Source organism: Candidatus Nanosynbacter sp. HMT-352, assembly GCF_022819345.1.
Taxonomy (GTDB): domain Bacteria; phylum Patescibacteriota; class Saccharimonadia; order Saccharimonadales; family Saccharimonadaceae; genus Nanosynbacter.
In genome coordinates this window covers 184659-201153 of the sequence record NZ_CP089288.1, presented here as the reverse complement: position 1 = coordinate 201153, position 16495 = coordinate 184659, and the positions used below count along the sequence as shown (strand labels likewise).

Genomic DNA, 16495 nt, shown 5'->3' with positions numbered 1-16495 from the left:
TAAAAACCAACTTCTCAATAAAAAATTACCACCTCATCGCGGGGTGGTAATTTTATGTAGCCTCTGGTTAGCGTAGAATGAATAGTCCTGCGGCAACTAATGCTAGGGTGGCGATAACACCTAAGAAGGCATTAAATCCTGTGTTTGCGAGTAGACCGCTTACAGCATTCTGAGGCTTATTAACTGGATTATGAGCGGCAGCTGACGGATTTCCAGGCTGTGGCTGCGGCTGCGGCTGTGGTTGTGGCTGCGGCTGAGGCTGAGGCTGTGATGCCCTAGGAATCGCTGATGTGTCAACAGCCAGAGTACCACTGAACGTAGCTGAAATTGCTCCGATTGTTACGCTTCTGGTCCAAGGAGCATTCAGGATAGGAGATGCTCCGCTGGCTGGTAGTGATAGTAGCTGAATATTTCCAGGAGTTGCTGTGTCGTTGACGACTTCCGCTGAGTTGGTTACAGAAACCGTGTTTCCTACCAAATCCTTCAGCGGTGAAGCGAATGATTTGTCGTTAGGCTTAACACTAACTCGCTGATTTTCAAGACGTAGGGAAGTCAGGGATGTTAATCCAGCTAGCGGACTTATATCGGCGAAGCAGTTATTTCTTAAGGATAGAATTTTTAGAGAAGTTAGACCAGATAGTGGGCTTAGGTCTGAGATATAGTTGTTGTTTAACAACAAGTTCTGAAGATTCTTAGCAGCTTCTATTCCGGTTAGGTCGTAAATGTTTGAGTAACTTAGGTTAAGATCTGTCAATCTTTCCAACTCTACGTCAGTAATTTTTTGATCGTCTTTACGATTAGTGCTAAATACTGTTGACAGTCTGTCATTAAGCAACTTGCGCAGTTGTGTGTCCTTGACTTCAACCTCTTTGGGTTTTCGCATCTCGTACACGCGGACGTAGTCGACTGACATAGTTGCCGGGAAGCCCTCTCCATTTGCAGCTCCTACTGAGTTGATAGGATCATCCCATGGCGAATCAATGTAATTGCCTCCAATGGCTAAGTTAAGTCGTAAGAAGAAGTTCTGATCAAAAGGACCATTAGGGCTTCCTGTGGAGTTCGAATTCTTAAATTCAGTAATTGTGTGATGCCATTCTCCGTCAATGAAATATTCAAGTTTTCCTTCAGTCCATTTTACGCCGTATGTGTGCCACTCTGTAGTGTCATTACCAGTGCCGAACTTACTTGGTGGAATAACGCCTTGGCGGTTTCTGTGACTTCCGGTTTGACCGGTCGGTGTATTCTTGTCTCGCCAGTGTGCGTCAGAAGCAGCGAATTGGTGATTAGAGCCTTTTGTCTCTACGATGTCGATCTCGCCCCAATCAGGCCAACCAGCACTGTACGGAGAGTTGTTAGGACTCATCCAAAAACCAGGCCAAGTACTCTTATTCTTTGGCATTTTTATGCGAGCTTCGATGTAGCCATATTTAAAATATGCCTTATTTTTCGTCTGTACGAATCCGGAAGTGAAGTTGCCAGTTTTAGTGTTACCACCAGTACAGGTTGCTCCTGGTTTGTATAGTCCAATTAGATTTAAGCTACCGCCACTGACATTAATGTTCTCATCTGATCTCGTGTAGCAGTTTCGAACTTGTTGGCCTTCGTCTCCCCATCCGCCATTAAGAGCTGTCCATTTGGTCCCATCTAGTGAATTTCCGTCAAACTCATCACGCCAAACAGGTTCTGGATTCCAGTTTTCACTATCTGTTGGCGGATATGGACTTCCTGCACCTTTGGCGTTGTCCATTGGCAGAGTAAATAACGCACCACCAACAACAATACCGACAGCCATTACCGCAGTTACTATTTTAACTTTTGTATTTAAAAAACGTCTTTTTATTAACATTTTTTGTTTTCTCCCAAATACTTTTTATCCATCGCTAGTGTAACAATAAGCGGAATAAAAGTAAAGAATATTATGTAGTTATTTTAACAACAGAGCTGTGGAAACACTGAATACTGAGGTTTTAAGCTGAAATAAAAAATTGCCACCCCGTAATGAGATGACAATTTTTCTGTAAACGTTTAAGCTAATTAGCGATTAATCGTTAAGTTTATTGACTTTAGAGATTTGATGTTAGAAACTGCTCTTAGGTCGAAGATAGAGCTGTTCTTAAGAGATAAGGTCTTAAGGTTTTTAGCTGCCTCTAAGCCTGTTAAATCGTGAATCTTTTCTGCTTCTGATGCGTTGTCGGCCGCATCTAAGTTAAGATCTGTCAATTTTTCCAACTCTACGTCAGTAATTTTTTGATCGTTTTTACGATTAGTGCTAAGTGCTGTTGACAGTTTTTTATTAAGTTGAGTGCGCAAATTGTTATCTGGCACGTTTATTTCCTTAGCTGTTCGTCTTTCGTATACACGGACGTAATCGATTGACATAGTTGCCGGGAATGACTCTGGATATTCAGCTAGGGCGTTGTAGGCGTTTGACCATTTACTACCTTTACCGTCAATGTAGTCACCGCCGATTGCTAAGTTAAGACGCAAGAAGAATGGCTTGTCGAATGGGCCGTAAGGTGTGTTTGCTGCGTTTGGCCATCCAAAACTACTGACTGTATGGAATTTTACGCCGTCAATGTAATATTCCAATTTTCCTTCAGTCCATTTTACGCCGTAAGTGTGCCACTGAGTAGTATCTTTAAATCCAGCTGGTAAATCTCTACCTTGAGCATGTTTTTTATTGTATGTTGAAAGTCCCCAGTGAGCGTCTGCTGCCGCGTAATCTAAGTTAGAACCTTTAGTTTCTACGATGTCAATTTCACCACTGCGAGGCCAACTGCCGTATGTAGGTTTGTCAGGACTCATCCAAAAACCAGGCCAAGTACTCTTGTTATTTGGCATTTTTATACGCGCCTCGATGTAGCCGTAAGTCCAAGATTTTTTACCCTTTGTCTCTACGAATCCAGAGGTGAAGTCGCCGCTTTTTTCATTTCCTTTGCAGCGCGCACCAGGCTTATATAGTCCTACTAAGTTTAGACTGCCGTTTTTAACATTCACATTCTCTTCACTTCTACTGTAGCAACTCTGGACGTTATTAGCGCTCCATCCGCTGCCGTATATATTCCAAGATTCTTTATCTAACGATGTGCCATTAAACTCATCACGCCAAACAGGTTCTGTGTTCCAGTGAGTACTATCATTTAATGGATAATCATCGCTGACGACACTCTTAGCTTGTCCAGTTGGCAAGGTAAGTAGCGACCCGCCAATGAATAGTCCAGCGGCTATTACTCCAGTTAATATTTTAACTTTTGTATTTAAAAAGCGTTTTCTTATTAACATACACTCCCCTTAAATTTATGTTAGACACCAATTATAACAACAAGCGCAATAAAAATAAAAGTAGATTGGTCAATTTAACAACAAACCTATGGCGAATGATGGCAGTGAAGGTTATCGAACTGCTTCCTGATGATTATGATGTTATAATTTATACATGGAAACATTGCCAGATCACGATAAATTATTAACCGACAGAGTCTTGCAGTGTGCGGCGGCGGAGCTAAACGTTGATTCATCTGAATTACGGATCACGCCAGTAAGTGGCGGCTTTTCGCTTAATCGCCGAGCACTAGTGTCGTCTGGTGATCGAACGATTTTCGTTAAAGAAGTTGATGCTAATTTATTGTCGGATGAGGGTGAGCGGGAATTAGGCTGGCTAAAAAAAGATTATGCAGTAACACGCTTGTTACAGAAAACTTATCCGCAATATGTTGCTGATTGGACTGAATTGGCCGATGATGGTCACGTGTTGATGACGAGCAGTTACGCTTCGTCAGATGGGTGGTTGTGGCAACCTCCGACGGATAACTCTGTCGCGGAACGTTATATTTCGACGGTGATAACCGCGGTCCGCGAGTTGGAAAAAATAAAATTGCCGCAGGAGCTGATTGAAGAATTGCAACTACAACCGTTTGTGGCGAGAGAGCTTGGCTTAGATGATGGGATTGATCAGATTATTGCTGACGCTGATATTCGTCGTCGATTGATTAATAATTATCAAAAACTATTGCCAAATCAGTTGGAGATTAATCAGCGGCGTTGTCAGGCTATAATTGAGCTGTTAGAAAAGCGCGATGAGTTGATTGATATTTCGGCGCGCGCTAAAGAATTTGCCAAGCAGACGGAGGACTGCTTTAATCATTCGGATGTTCGTAGTGATAATTTGGCATTTAATCCGCAAACTGGCGAGTTGAAGTTGGTTGACTGGAACTGGGCTTCCTATGCGCCCCAGGGATCTGGTGCGACAGAATTTCTGGTTGATATGGCGCGCCATGGTCATGACGTAACGCCGTGGCTAGGTGAGTTGAACGCGGAAATGCTGGCGTCATTTGTCGGATTTTTCCTTACACGTAGCCTAAAACCACCACTCAAGCCGGGTGATAATCTTCGTCAAATGCAGGCGTTATCAGCGGCTGCTGCTTATGATTTGCTGCAATCTATGTAAAGAGATCATAAATGTAAATAATACAATGTACTTTCATTGACAGACGCTATATATCGCGTGTATATTCAATATTAAGCACTACATATGGTGTTTTAGAAAATAAATAACGTTTTTTGCAACATGTACCCACTGGAGAGGTTGGGCTGGTTTGCTATTTTTATAAATAAGGAGGGGGAATGTATAAATCAATTAAAAAACGCGATGGTCGAACTGCTAAATTTGATCGGAAAAAAATTGAAAAAGCAATTGAAAAAGCAGGACTGGAAACTGGTGAATTTGACGTCGCTCAAGCAGTTGAATTGACCGACAAGGTTTTGGATGTTTTAGAAACTCGTAACCAAAAACGTCTACCAAGCGTTGAAGATATTCAGGACATTGTTGAGGATGCGTTGATTGACTCTAAGTTTAAGAAGACTGCAAAGGCGTACATTATTTACCGCGATCAGCATAAAAAATTGCGCGAAATTACCTCTAATGCACACGTTGATTTGATTGATAAATATCTGGAAAATTTGGACTGGAAAGTTAATGAAAACTCTAATATGGGTTACAGCCTTCAGGGTTTGAATAACTATGTTTCAGCGGAAATTACGAAGACTTACTGGCTGGATAAGATTTATACATCGAAGATTGGACAGGCTCATAAAGAAGGCGACTTGCACATTCACGACCTTAACTTGTTAAGCGTTTATTGTGTTGGTTGGGACCTGACTGACTTATTGCAAGAAGGATTTACTGGCGTGGCTGGTAAGGTTGCCTCTAAGCCAGCTAAGCATTTCCGATCAGCACTTGGTCAAGTTGTAAACTTCTTTTATACATTACAGGGCGAAGCGGCTGGTGCGCAGGCTTTCTCTGATTTTGATACACTATTAGCGCCATTTATTCGTGCCGACAAATTGAGCTATGACGAAGTAAAACAGGCTATTCAAGAATTCGTCTTTAACGTTAATGTGCCGACTCGTGTTGGTTTCCAGACGCCGTTTACCAACATTACACTTGACCTTGAATGTCCAAAACACATGGCAGATAATCCAGTGATTATTGGCGGCGAGATGCAGGATACGACTTATGGCGAATATCAAGAAGAAATGAATATGTTAAACAAGGCGCTGTTGGAGGTTCTTTCTGAGGGTGACGCTAATGGTCGAGTCTTTACGTTCCCGATCCCAACAGTTAATATCACCAAGGATTTCAATTGGGATAATCCGGTGATTGAAAGTTTGTGGGAAGCTAGCGCTAAATACGGCATTCCATACTTCTCAAACTTCATTAATTCCGACATGGATCCAGAAGATGCGCGCTCGATGTGCTGTCGATTGCGTATTGATAATCGTCAATTGGAATATCGTGGCGGCGGCTTGTTCGGCTCAAATCCAATGACTGGTTCGGTCGGTGTGGTAACGATAAACTTGCCGCGACTGGCGCTAAAATCCAAGAACGAAAAAGAGTTCTTTAAGGGATTGGCTGAACTTATGGATATGGCAAAAGACAGCCTGGAAACTAAGCGTAAAGTTTTGGAGCGATTGACCGACGCTAATTTGTATCCGTACACCAAGTTTTATTTGCGAAACATTAAGCAACGCTTCAACCAATATTGGAAGAACCATTTTTCAACCATTGGTTTGATCGGCACGAATGAGGCAGCGCTTAATTTGTTGGGCGTTGATATTGGCACGGAAAAAGGTAAGGCTTTTGCTGAGAAAACGCTTGATTTTATGCGCGATCGTTTGGTGGAATATCAGAAGGAGACTGGCAATAATTACAATCTTGAGGCAACGCCAGCTGAAGGCACAACTTATCGATTAGCGCAACTTGATAAAGCCAGCTTTCCAGATCGAGCGCATTTTGCTAACGGAATTGGTGCGGAAGTTAAATGTCCGTTCTATACCAACTCTAGCCACTTGCCAGTTAATTACACAGACGATTTGTTTGAATTGATGGATCTTCAGGACAATTTGCAAACCAAGTACACAGGTGGCACGGTGATTCACTTCTTCTTGGGTGAGCGCATGGACGATCCACAAACTTTGAAAAAATTGGTGAAAACGATTTGTGAAAATTACAAATTGCCATACTTCACGTTCAGTCCAAGCTTCTCAATTTGTAAGAATCACGGCTATATTGTTGGTGAGCATCCAGAATGTCCAAAGTGTGGTGAAGCGACTGAAGTTTACTCACGTGTGGTTGGTTTCTTGCGTCCAGTTTCTCAATGGAATAAGGGCAAGCAAGCGGAATTTGAAATGAGGGAGCATTATGACGATGCCGCCGAACACCAGCGACTTAGCGCCGTCGCGGCAGCTTAAAGTGTCAATTGGTGGAATTCAGAAGCTGTCGCTCGTGGATTATCCAGGGCACGTGGCAGCAGCTCTGTTTCTCTCTGGTTGCAATATGCGGTGCGGTTATTGCCATAATCCTGAATTGGTATTACCTGAACGATTGGCGCCGAGTATTCCAGTTGATGAAGTGATGATATTTCTAAAATCGCGAGTTGGTCGGCTGGACGGCGTGGTGATTTCTGGCGGTGAACCAACGGTAAATGAAGATTTGCCGGAGTTATGTCGGATGATTAAGAAACTTGGTTTTGATATTAAATTGGATACCAACGGCACGCATCCAGATATAGTTCGCGGAATGGTCGAAGAAGGGCTGATTGACTTTATTGCGATGGATGTAAAAGGTCCGCTGGAAAAATATGTTGAAATTGCGGCACGACCGATTGATTTGGAAGCGATCAAGGAGAATGTTCGGTTGATGATTGATTCGGGAATTGATCACGAATTCCGTACGACAATTGTCCGCGAGCAATTGGAAGTCAGCGATTTTGAGAAGATTGGCGAGCTAGTTAAGGGCGCGAAGAGATTTGCCTTGCAACATTTTCGCACTGGCACGATAATTAGTCCAAAGTTTGCGAATTACCACACTTTTACTGACGAAGAATTTAGAGAAGCTCAGAAAATAATGGAAAGGTACGTTGGAGAATGTGTGATTCATTAGAGGTTGAAATTGTGCGCGTCCGTCAGGAAAATCCTGAGGTGAAGACGTTATATTTTGCGCGACCGTTCGACTTTACCGCCGGACAATATATTACGGTTTTTATTGATGGTAGTAGCGTGCGTGAAGGGAAGGCTTATAGCATTTCTTCTACCCCTGACGATGAGCTAATGTCAATTACCGTGAAGAATGTTGGTGGTGAATTTTCTAGCTATTTATGTTCACGGAATGTTGGCGATAAATTACAAATTAGCCACGCTTATGGCGATTTCAATCCGCAAACAGAAAGTCCTTTGGTCGGAATTGCTGCGGGCTGTGGACTTAGTCCAATTTGGAGCGTTATGGCAAATTCTAGCCAGCCGACGTTTTTATATTTTAGCCAAAAATCGCCAGAATATATGGTTTTTGAAAATGAGCTAGCGGCATCAAATATTAAAGTGAAGAAGTTCAGTACTCGCCAGCAAGTTGAAGAAAAAGACGGTTGGTTTAACGGTCGATTTAATGTAGAAAAAATTGTTCACGAAACACCAGAAGATGCGCATTTTTTGGTCTGTGGAAGTTTGCCGTTTGTTAGAGATGTTTGGCAAAAATTATCCGCCGCTGGTGTAAGCGAATTGAAAATTTCAACAGAGACTTTTTTTGAGCAATGAACGAAGGTTTGGCAAATGGAGCGGGCGATTTTAATGTTTTTTCGGCGTTGAATGGTGATGCTAATTTTCAGGATTTATCTTCAGAAATTGATGATGATGCGGCTGAATTAAATTTGGTAGAAGCGGTTGCTAGCGGCGAGAAAATTGATACGTCATTTGCCGAAGAAAGTGAAGTGGAAGCAACAGAAAAATGTTTGGACGCTGAAAGACGATCGGAAATTTGCCAAAACGTAGCCAGCGCAGCGTGCGACAGTTGCGCTGCGGCGGGAAACTGTCCAATACTAAGAATGCGAAATTTTGCGGAAGAGAATTTGCGTCTGGCAGCAAAAGAGCCAGAGAGTTATTTAGCTGACTTAATGGAGAAGGATGGTTGTGGTTTTGTTGTTGCTGGATATGTCAGTGCTGATAACGAAGAGAAGGCATCCGAGTCGATTGAAAAAGATAGTCCATCAGAAAAACCTGCGGTTAAGTCGGAAGTGAGCGATGATGATGCGTCGATGCGCGTATCGGCGGAAAGTAATGAGGCGAACAAACCGACGGATGATGAATGTTTGGATAGTGAGAGTGTGTCGTCGGAAAATATTCCAAGCGCGAAAATAATCAAAGAAAATATCCCGCCGAAAATTAACGAAGATCCGGACGAGACTGAGGCGATTAATCAAATTAACTTGGTGGATTCGGAAGACATCAATGAAAAAGTAGACATTCATAAAGAAGATGTGTCTTCTGAGAATCAAGCTCCGGCTGTTGATAAAGAGGATGAATTGCCGAGAGAATTACCTAAAAAGAAAGATAGCTATATAGGAAATGAAAACGATATAAACTCTGTACCGATTTTGGAAGATTCTACTCCAAGGGACAATCTGGTCGAGAAAGTTATTCCTAACGAGACAAATTCCTCGCCTGTGCGTGATTTTGTTCAAGTCAATAATGAAATTGATGTGGCGATGAATGAGTTGATAGAAAATAAGAAGGATTCGTCAATTTTACCGCAACGCGATTTTGAAAAGCGTGAAGTATGTTTCGAAGATTCGGAGAATGTTGCTGTGGCTGAGATTTCTGACGGCCATGCGGTTGTGAGTAAAACGGATAATGCGGTGGATGATTTGGGTGATTGCATAGAATTGAGCGAAGAAGCTATGCGTGAATCGGATGATTTGGGTGATCGTGTAGAGTTGGATGAAGAAGGTGTGTGTGAATTGGAAGAATTGCCGACCAGCAAGTCTGAAGTAATAGGGCAATTTATTCCTGATTTGAAATTAGCCGATAATGAAATTGGTCATAATAATGTCGTTGATGAGGTTGTAAAAAAAGTCGCGGGAAAAACTGAATTGACTGAAGAATATAGCGAATTGGTTGCTACGGATGATTGTGATAAGTCAAAATGCTCTGTAAAAATCGAAGAGTCGAGCGATTATTGTGATGATACCGATAATGTCTTGAATAGGGATTTAAATATTCCAGTTTTTCAAGAATTTTCTACTTTACTAGATGATTCATCGGAGGAAAAAGCTAATTATAATTGTGACGAAGATGGCGCTAATAATACAAATATATCCGGCGTTTATTCGGGGCTTTGGGTTGATGATAGCCCGTTGAATCCGGAAGATGATAAGACTTCGAACGTTAGTTATAATTCTAGTGTACTTTTTCAGCTGATAGCATTAGTTGGTTCGTTGGCGGTTAGAATTGCTATCAAGAAACAAGAAGAATTGTGCAAATAGATATATAATAAGCGTATGAATGATAAAGACTCTAGTTTTCAAAATATAATAAGCATCTTAGGTTTGGTCGCTGCATTTATAGCGGCTATGGTTCCTTTATTTAGCCAATCGGAGCTGAGTAAATATTTTATTAGCACATCTTTTGTTGCACCAATAACTATACTTACCATCATAATAGGAATTCCTCTGTCGTGGAACATCATAGAGAACCATAAAATAATTATGATTCCTGTAAAAAAGAGAGGCTCCGTGTATCCTTGGTATGTAAAAACACATCATATTGTATGGGCATTGATTGTGTTAGCTACCATCTTGCTTATATTATTTTTTGTTGCACGAGAATTACAATGGCAACCTTATGTCCAATACATTGCATATCCAGTATTTTTCTTAAGTATCTTTGCTACTTTTTCTTTACTGCTTGCTTCAGCTATGGGGCGTTTAGAATATGAGAATGGAAAAATTATGGTGCCGTATAAAATACTAAAGACGCTAGAAGCTAATGGGTTAATTAATCCAAAAATAAAAGTTATTGAGAATATTAAAATTGACGATGACGAATATATTAGAAGTAATTTCGGTATATCTAGCGATTTTACGGGGGTAAGATTGGTTACGGTTGAGGTTGATTCTCGTAAGATTTCGGCTATATTTACGGGAGACCTATCTCAACTATTAAAGCTTGAACCATCTAGTGATAATCATAGAGAGAACAATTAATAAGTTACAGAAATAAGAATTGTCTTAATTATGAAAATCTCCGTACACATTAAACCAAACTCTCGCCATCGTGAGGAAGTTGTGAAAAATGACGACGACACATTGACGGTTTATGTCAAAGCTCCAGCAATTGAAGGTCGAGCCAACGCGGCGGCTATTAAATTATTGGCAAAACATTTTAAGGTCGCATCGTCCAAAGTTAAATTAGTGCACGGCGCAACTTCAAAATATAAGATATTTGAGATTGATTAAGTTTACGGATAAACGGCGCCCGGTGTCATGTCACCGATTAAATTTTGTACCGTTACGAATGAATAGCCTTGTTGCTTGAGTGAGTCAAGAATACAAGGAACGGCATTCACGGATGTCGGATGAATATCGTGCATTAAAATCACAGCTCCGTTGCGAGCGCCAGCGACAGCCCTTGAACAGACGATTTCGCTATTACGATCAGCCCAGTCGCGCGTATCGACAGACCAAACCACTGCCGACATTCCCCGTTGACGGAATTGCTCCAAAACAGCCCGATTAAACGCGCCATATGGTGGACGTATGATGTTAGGTTTGGCGCCGACGGCTTGTTTTATGGCGTTATTTGTCTGGTCAATTTCACTAGCGAGTTGCTCCGCTGAAACCTTATTTAACTCTGGATGTGACCAAGAGTGATTACCTAATTGATGTCCGCGCGACTGCATACGGCGTAATGTATTGGCACGTGCTGAAACTTTGCTGCCGATTAGGAAAAATGTCGCTTTGGCGTCGTACTTATCCAATATATCCAACAGTTTTTCGGTGTATGGTCCGGGTCCGTCGTCAAAAGTTAGAGCAATTGTTTTATTTGCGACGGTAGGCGTTGGAGCTACGGGCGCTGGTTTTGGTTTTTCTGCAGGTTTGGGGATGTTGGCGAATTTTCTCGCCGTTGGGTTTTGCAGATATTTAGAGACGGAGGAAATTGGCACGGTAATTGTCAATTCGCCGTAAGATGATGGCAGTAGCGACGCTTGACCGAGTGGCCAAGCCAATGAATTGCCGTCGTTAGTGATGATGAAATTAGACAAAGCTTCTTTATTTATGATTTCATTCAGGTCAATCTCTGGCTGCTGGCGTTGCTTGATGGTCTGAGAAATGCTGTCTTTGGCAGCGGATATGATTGCTTCGGCGGCTTCATCGGACTGTTCTGTAAAATCAGCTAAGCCGACAACTTCGCCAGATTTTTTGTCGAAAGTCCAAAATTGCGTCATTGATGCTGGATGTGCGCCGTTCATATCCTGCTTAATATTGACGACAATTGACAGCGCCTCTGAAGTGTTGTGCGTGACTTGATAGCCAATTGTTTCGGTCATTGGCTTGTCAAAAACTGTCGCCAGTAAAACCGTATTTTGAAAATCGCGATCAATTTTATCAATCGACTCACTAATTAAGCGATTAATCTTTTCATTTTCCGTGATTGGATATTCAATTGAAACTTTTTCTCGTTTGTTATCTCTGGTGACGAACTTTGAACGAATGCCAGAATATTTCGAATCGGCAAAATAATACTTTTCGTCAGATGGCGCAGTCGTTTGTCGCGAGTGTGATTGATTGAGGAAATATATCCCAAATAGCCCTGCCGAAAATAGCAATATCAAAAACGGTATGATAATAAATAGTTTTTTCGATTTTGGTTTTGCTTTTTTTCTCTGAATGCGCATACTATAAGTATAGCACTAGTATTTTGGTTTTGTTATTATTGATGATAAGTAGAGACTAGCTTGATCAAAATTACAACAGAGAGGAATTTGCGGAGTGGAATTTGAGCCAATTATAAAAGTCGATAAACTCGTTAAGACTTATGATGGAAATAACGTGGTCGACGGCGTGTCGTTTGAGGTTAAAAAGGGCGAGATATTTGGGATCCTTGGTCCTAACGGCGCGGGCAAAACAACAACGTTGGAAATGTTGGAAGCACTCAGGTCAATTGACGGCGGCGTGGCTACAATTGACGGCATAGATGTCGCTAAGAAACCTAAGGACATTAAGAATATAATTGGCATTCAGCTTCAGTCGACGGCTTTTTATGACAAACTGACTTTGCGTGAACAATTGAAAATGTTTGGTAGTTTATATGGTCGGACGGTTGATACCGAGGCGCTGCTTGCTAAGGTTCAATTGATGGAAAAGGCTAAGAATTATGTCGAGCAACTTTCTGGCGGTCAAAAACAGCGTTTTGCGATTGCTTCAACATTGGTGAATAATCCGAAAGTGTTGTTTCTGGACGAGCCAACCACGGGGCTTGATCCGCAGGCGCGCCGAAATTTGTGGGACTTGATTGAGGAAATTCGCGACGAGGGAATTACGATTCTTTTGACGACGCATTATATGGACGAGGCGGAATTATTGTGTGATCGTCTGGCAATTATGGATAGTGGTAAGATTATCACAATTGATACGCCGCATAATCTCATCCAGCAATTATTGGCGCGCGGTTTCAAGAAGGAACAAGTTGTTGAGCAAGCCAATTTGGAGGACGTGTTTATTGATTTAACAGGAAAGGCAATTCGGGATTAACATGAAAAAATATTGGATTGGAATATTCGGGCAAGTTCGCGCTCAACAAAAGCGTTTCGTCCGAGATAAAATGGCGCTATTTTTCACTTTTCTTTTTCCGCTGATTTTTCTATTGGTTTTTGGGTCAGTTTTTAGTAATGATTCGACCAGTTTTAATATTGCAATTGTCAACAATTCGCAGACGGAATTTGCCAAAAGTTTCGTTAAAAATGCCAAAGAAAATTCGAAGGATTCGATTCTCAAAATTAAAGACGTTAAAGATATGAATGACGCACGTGAAAAAATGAAGCGGTCGGAGCTTAACGGTATTATTGAGCTTCCAAGCAATTTTGGTGCGATAAAAAATAATGGCAATCATCCTATTCCAACAGGCACGATGAATGTTATTTACTCCAAAGGTTCTGAGCAAACAGGTGGCGCGTTGGTGGCAGTGATGAATCAGATTACCAATAGTATCAATAGTCAGATGGGTCAACCTGAAGCTCCGCTTAAAGCTGTTGGTAAAGCGATTGGTGATGAGCAATTAAAATCGTTTGACTACATGTTTACGGGACTATTGACTTTCAGTTTGATGAGTATAGGTATTTTTGGCTTGGCTAACCGAATACCGGCTGAAAAGAAACGTGGTTTATATCGTCGGTTACGTGCAGCGCCATTTACTTCGGGTCAGCTAATCATCTCCACAGCAATTCATTATACGACGATTTCCTTGCTTAGTTTGGTTATGATGGTTGTCGCTGGGACGTTGATATTCCACTTTAATATGCGAGGCGACTGGACACTATTTGCAATGATGTCTGTATCGTCTGCATTTATGACTGTGGGTGTGGGGTTATTAATTGCTGGGTTATCAGAGAACGAAGATCAGTCCTCCTCATTAAGTAACTTAATCTCTTTCCCAATGATGTTTTTATCTGGTACGTTTTTTCCACTTTATCTATTTCCAGAATGGTTGCGAAGCGTTGCTCAATTTATCCCTATAACGCCAGTTACGGACGGCTTTCGATTAATCATGACCGAGCATGCGACCTTCGTAGAAGTTTTACCGCAATTTGGTATCATTGCAGCCTGGACTTTTGCGATTTACCTCGTGGCTATTAAATTATTTAGGTGGGAATAATATAATATCAATGAAAATAGCCCGCCGAACGAACTCAAGCTGAATGCGGATCTTTCAATCCGAGAAACAAGTAGTAGTTCCTCTCAAGCCTACTCAAAGAGAAGGTGATTTTCACCCTCTGCAGCTCTGAGTAAAAGCTATATAGCACACTAAAATAAAAAATATCAACTTACTCGTATGGTCGCTAACCATATGTCGATTGCAGTATAAAAACTCTCGGGGTTACTTCGAAATATCTTACGTCGTAGTTGTGATAAAATACGCTCATGTAAGGAATGTGGCCGATAGACGCGCAGATATCGCAGCGGTGCCATGGTTGTTGTGCTTGACTTGCCATCCCAGCAAGCCATAGGTAACATTGGTGTAAGTCCAATATCTATTGATGGGTCGACATCGTACGCAAATTCATCAATAAACACGCGTAGTATCACATGCCTCTCATATTGTTAGCGGCGAATTTTGAGGATGTATTCGGGGATCTGCAGGTCTTGCCAGTCAAAAACACCAATTAGCAATTGACTGGTAATGCCGATGTGCTGCAGTTCTTGTTTCAAGAGTACGCATTTTTGGTAACACGACCACACTTCATTACTGCCACTTGTTCCGTAGGGTAAGTCGCGAATCTTTTCAAATACTTTAATTGCTTTTTTGACTCTCATGATAGGTAGAAAATGGGACTACGTCTATGATATCACCGGAATGATCGCTCACTAGTGTATAATATAGCACATGAAGTGGCTTAATGATATAATAAATACTTTTCAGGATACTAATAAAGAGATTTTGGTTTCCTCGGGTGCGTCACCGTCGGGGGTGTATCATGTGGGGCATTTGCGCGAGATCGTCATTGCTGACGCCGTGGTGCGGGCGCTGAAGAAAGCAGGCATTCGGGCGCGTCACGTTCACGTTTCAGACAACCTCGACGCCTTTCGTAAAGTGCCGGTTAATTTGCCAGCTAGTTATGAGCAGTACTTGGGTATGCCACTTTGCATGGTGCCGTCACCAGATGATCGGTACGATTCGTGGGCGGATTTTTGCTTGAAGCCATTCCTCGACAGCGCCGATAAAATTGGTGTGACTATGGACGTGGTCTATGCTAGCGATAAATATCGGAGCGGGTTTTTTGTGCCAGCCATCGAGCGCTCGCTGAGCCGCATTGACAAAGCTAAGTCGGCCATCCAGGAAGTATCGGGTCGGCGGCTGGATGATCAGTGGTCGCCAATTCAAATCATGGAGCATGGTCGGCTAAAAAATCGCCGGTTCATCAGCATGGATAGCGATGCTAAAACGATTACCTATCGTAGTCACGATGACTCGGAGCACACGGTTCGGTACGATGACGGGCAGGTAAAGCTGGACTGGCGGTTGGATTGGCCGGGGCGGTGGTGGCTGCTCGGTGTTGATGTTGAGCCGTTTGGTCGTGATCACGCGACGAAGGGCGGTTCGTATGATACCGGCAAGCGGATCGCTCGCGAGGTTTATGACATTGATGCGCCAGTACCAGTGCCATATGAATTTATTAATCGCACCGGTGATACGAAAAAGATGAGCGCCAGTAAGGGTACTGGCGTGAACGCACACGACGTTGTTGATATGCTGCCGCCTGAGGTAGTGCGCTACTTTATCCTTCGATATTCGCCAGCCAAGCGGCTGTATTTTGACGAGACCGATAGCCTGGTGCGGCTGGTTGACGACTTCGCGGCGATGAAGCAGCATCCGCAAAATGAGCTTGATAAACAGCTATTATTCTTGTGTACTGACGGGCTAGATCAGCCAGCGGTCAGCTCAATTCCATTCTCGCATCTGGTTATTTCATACCAAGCGGCGCTGTGCGACATGGTAAAAACAGTAGAGATTTTGCGGCGCAGTTCGGAATATGCCCGCATCGTCGACGAGGAAGAAGCAGTGATCATCACAGAACTAGGCTATGTCAGTCGGTGGCTGGAAAAGTGGGCGCCCGAGTCATTGAAGTTTCGTCTGACGGACGAGGTAAATCCCGATGAGTTCTCGCCAGAGCAAAAAGAATACTTGAGGCGATTAGCTGACGATATCGCCGAGGCGCCGGCTGGGGCTGATGGTAACTGGTTTCATCAAGCAATTTACGCCTACAAAGAGAGCGGTTTGCTACTGCCGCGGGAGCTCTTCACCACCATCTACCGCGCGCTCATTGGCAAAGATTCCGGGCCACGCGCTGGCTGGTTCTTGTCGATTTTGCCGCGGGATTGGTTGATTGAGCGATTGCGACTAGTCAAGTAGAAGCCCGTCTAGTGATTAAGCTTTTCAGGTGGAAATTTTT

The 16495-nt window shown here is 42.6% G+C and carries 15 protein-coding genes; 11 read left to right on the top strand and 4 right to left on the bottom strand.

Annotated features, from left to right (window positions below):
• Positions 1-67: 67 nt before the first annotated feature.
• Both LRM46_RS01110 and LRM46_RS01105 read right to left on the bottom strand, forming a co-directional pair.
• Complete coding sequence (locus LRM46_RS01110; RefSeq protein WP_243813238.1) at positions 68-1792, bottom strand: family 16 glycosylhydrolase; 1725 nt, start codon at positions 1790-1792, stop codon at positions 68-70.
• A 242-nt stretch (positions 1793-2034) separates the two neighbouring features.
• Positions 2035-3282 (bottom strand): glycoside hydrolase family 16 protein, encoded by a 1248-nt coding sequence (locus LRM46_RS01105; protein ID WP_243813237.1) that lies wholly within the window; start codon positions 3280-3282, stop codon positions 2035-2037.
• 17 nt (positions 3283-3299) lie between these two features.
• Between LRM46_RS01105 and LRM46_RS01100 the strand changes: the two genes are divergently transcribed.
• The 8 genes from LRM46_RS01100 (at position 3300) to LRM46_RS01065 (ending at position 10784) form a co-directional block, all read left to right on the top strand.
• Positions 3300-3470: a hypothetical protein gene (locus LRM46_RS01100; protein WP_243813236.1), complete on the top strand. Its 171-nt coding sequence runs from the start codon at positions 3300-3302 to the stop codon at positions 3468-3470.
• Complete coding sequence (locus LRM46_RS01095; protein ID WP_243813235.1) at positions 3437-4447, top strand: hypothetical protein; 1011 nt, start codon at positions 3437-3439, stop codon at positions 4445-4447. Before LRM46_RS01100 ends, LRM46_RS01095 begins: the two co-directional genes overlap by 34 nt.
• Before the next feature lie 176 nt (positions 4448-4623).
• Complete coding sequence (locus LRM46_RS01090) at positions 4624-6750, top strand: ribonucleoside triphosphate reductase (RefSeq protein ID WP_243813234.1); 2127 nt, start codon at positions 4624-4626, stop codon at positions 6748-6750.
• Positions 6701-7441, top strand: coding sequence for an anaerobic ribonucleoside-triphosphate reductase activating protein (locus LRM46_RS01085; protein WP_243813233.1), 741 nt, complete (start codon positions 6701-6703; stop codon positions 7439-7441). Before LRM46_RS01090 ends, LRM46_RS01085 begins: the two co-directional genes overlap by 50 nt.
• Positions 7426-8088, top strand: coding sequence for a ferredoxin--NADP reductase (locus LRM46_RS01080; RefSeq protein ID WP_243813232.1), 663 nt, complete (start codon positions 7426-7428; stop codon positions 8086-8088). The genes LRM46_RS01085 and LRM46_RS01080 overlap by 16 nt, the downstream gene beginning before the upstream one ends.
• On the top strand, positions 8085-9812 hold the full coding sequence (locus tag LRM46_RS01075) for a hypothetical protein (RefSeq protein WP_243813231.1): 1728 nt from the start codon (positions 8085-8087) through the stop codon (positions 9810-9812). The genes LRM46_RS01080 and LRM46_RS01075 overlap by 4 nt, the downstream gene beginning before the upstream one ends.
• Positions 9813-9827: 15 nt before the next feature.
• Complete coding sequence (locus tag LRM46_RS01070; protein WP_243813230.1) at positions 9828-10532, top strand: hypothetical protein; 705 nt, start codon at positions 9828-9830, stop codon at positions 10530-10532.
• Positions 10533-10562: 30 nt separating this feature from the next.
• Positions 10563-10784 (top strand): DUF167 domain-containing protein, encoded by a 222-nt coding sequence (locus tag LRM46_RS01065; RefSeq protein WP_243813229.1) that lies wholly within the window; start codon positions 10563-10565, stop codon positions 10782-10784.
• A gap of 2 nt (positions 10785-10786) precedes the next feature.
• Here the strand turns inward: LRM46_RS01065 and LRM46_RS01060 are convergent, their stop codons facing one another.
• Positions 10787-12223, bottom strand: coding sequence for a polysaccharide deacetylase family protein (locus LRM46_RS01060; protein WP_243813228.1), 1437 nt, complete (start codon positions 12221-12223; stop codon positions 10787-10789).
• A 94-nt stretch (positions 12224-12317) separates the two neighbouring features.
• Here LRM46_RS01060 and LRM46_RS01055 point away from each other — a divergent pair, with 94 nt between their 5' ends.
• Together LRM46_RS01055 and LRM46_RS01050 are read left to right on the top strand one after the other, a co-directional pair.
• On the top strand, positions 12318-13079 hold the full coding sequence (locus tag LRM46_RS01055; RefSeq protein ID WP_243813227.1) for an ABC transporter ATP-binding protein: 762 nt from the start codon (positions 12318-12320) through the stop codon (positions 13077-13079).
• A 1-nt stretch (position 13080) separates the two neighbouring features.
• Entirely contained in the window at positions 13081-14199 is a 1119-nt protein-coding gene (locus tag LRM46_RS01050; protein WP_243813226.1) for an ABC transporter permease, read from the top strand.
• Between the two features lie 446 nt (positions 14200-14645).
• On the opposite strand, the gene LRM46_RS01045 is transcribed toward LRM46_RS01050, so the two are convergent.
• Positions 14646-14858 carry a hypothetical protein gene (locus LRM46_RS01045; RefSeq protein WP_243813225.1) on the bottom strand — a complete coding sequence of 71 codons (213 nt, stop codon included), beginning with the start codon at positions 14856-14858 and terminating at the stop codon, positions 14646-14648.
• Between the two features lie 70 nt (positions 14859-14928).
• On the opposite strand from LRM46_RS01045, the gene lysS reads away from it, so the two are divergent.
• The gene (gene lysS / locus LRM46_RS01040) at positions 14929-16455 is read left to right on the top strand and encodes a lysine--tRNA ligase (RefSeq protein ID WP_243813224.1); all 1527 of its coding nucleotides are present in this window, start codon (positions 14929-14931) and stop codon (positions 16453-16455) included.
• Positions 16456-16495: the final 40 nt, after the last annotated feature.

Coding starts and splice junctions, on each gene's coding strand:
- LRM46_RS01075 (WP_243813231.1), top strand. CDS start 8,085: ATGAACGAAGGTTTGGCAAATGGAGCGGGCGATTTTAATGTTTTTTCG.
- LRM46_RS01090 (WP_243813234.1), top strand. CDS start 4,624: ATGTATAAATCAATTAAAAAACGCGATGGTCGAACTGCTAAATTTGAT.
- LRM46_RS01110 (WP_243813238.1), bottom strand. CDS start 1,792: ATGGCTGTCGGTATTGTTGTTGGTGGTGCGTTATTTACTCTGCCAATG.
- lysS (WP_243813224.1), top strand. CDS start 14,929: ATGAAGTGGCTTAATGATATAATAAATACTTTTCAGGATACTAATAAA.
- LRM46_RS01060 (WP_243813228.1), bottom strand. CDS start 12,223: ATGCGCATTCAGAGAAAAAAAGCAAAACCAAAATCGAAAAAACTATTT.
- LRM46_RS01080 (WP_243813232.1), top strand. CDS start 7,426: ATGTGTGATTCATTAGAGGTTGAAATTGTGCGCGTCCGTCAGGAAAAT.
- LRM46_RS01070 (WP_243813230.1), top strand. CDS start 9,828: ATGAATGATAAAGACTCTAGTTTTCAAAATATAATAAGCATCTTAGGT.
- LRM46_RS01095 (WP_243813235.1), top strand. CDS start 3,437: ATGGAAACATTGCCAGATCACGATAAATTATTAACCGACAGAGTCTTG.
- LRM46_RS01085 (WP_243813233.1), top strand. CDS start 6,701: ATGACGATGCCGCCGAACACCAGCGACTTAGCGCCGTCGCGGCAGCTT.
- LRM46_RS01100 (WP_243813236.1), top strand. CDS start 3,300: ATGTTAGACACCAATTATAACAACAAGCGCAATAAAAATAAAAGTAGA.
- LRM46_RS01045 (WP_243813225.1), bottom strand. CDS start 14,858: ATGAGAGTCAAAAAAGCAATTAAAGTATTTGAAAAGATTCGCGACTTA.
- LRM46_RS01065 (WP_243813229.1), top strand. CDS start 10,563: ATGAAAATCTCCGTACACATTAAACCAAACTCTCGCCATCGTGAGGAA.
- LRM46_RS01105 (WP_243813237.1), bottom strand. CDS start 3,282: ATGTTAATAAGAAAACGCTTTTTAAATACAAAAGTTAAAATATTAACT.
- LRM46_RS01050 (WP_243813226.1), top strand. CDS start 13,081: ATGAAAAAATATTGGATTGGAATATTCGGGCAAGTTCGCGCTCAACAA.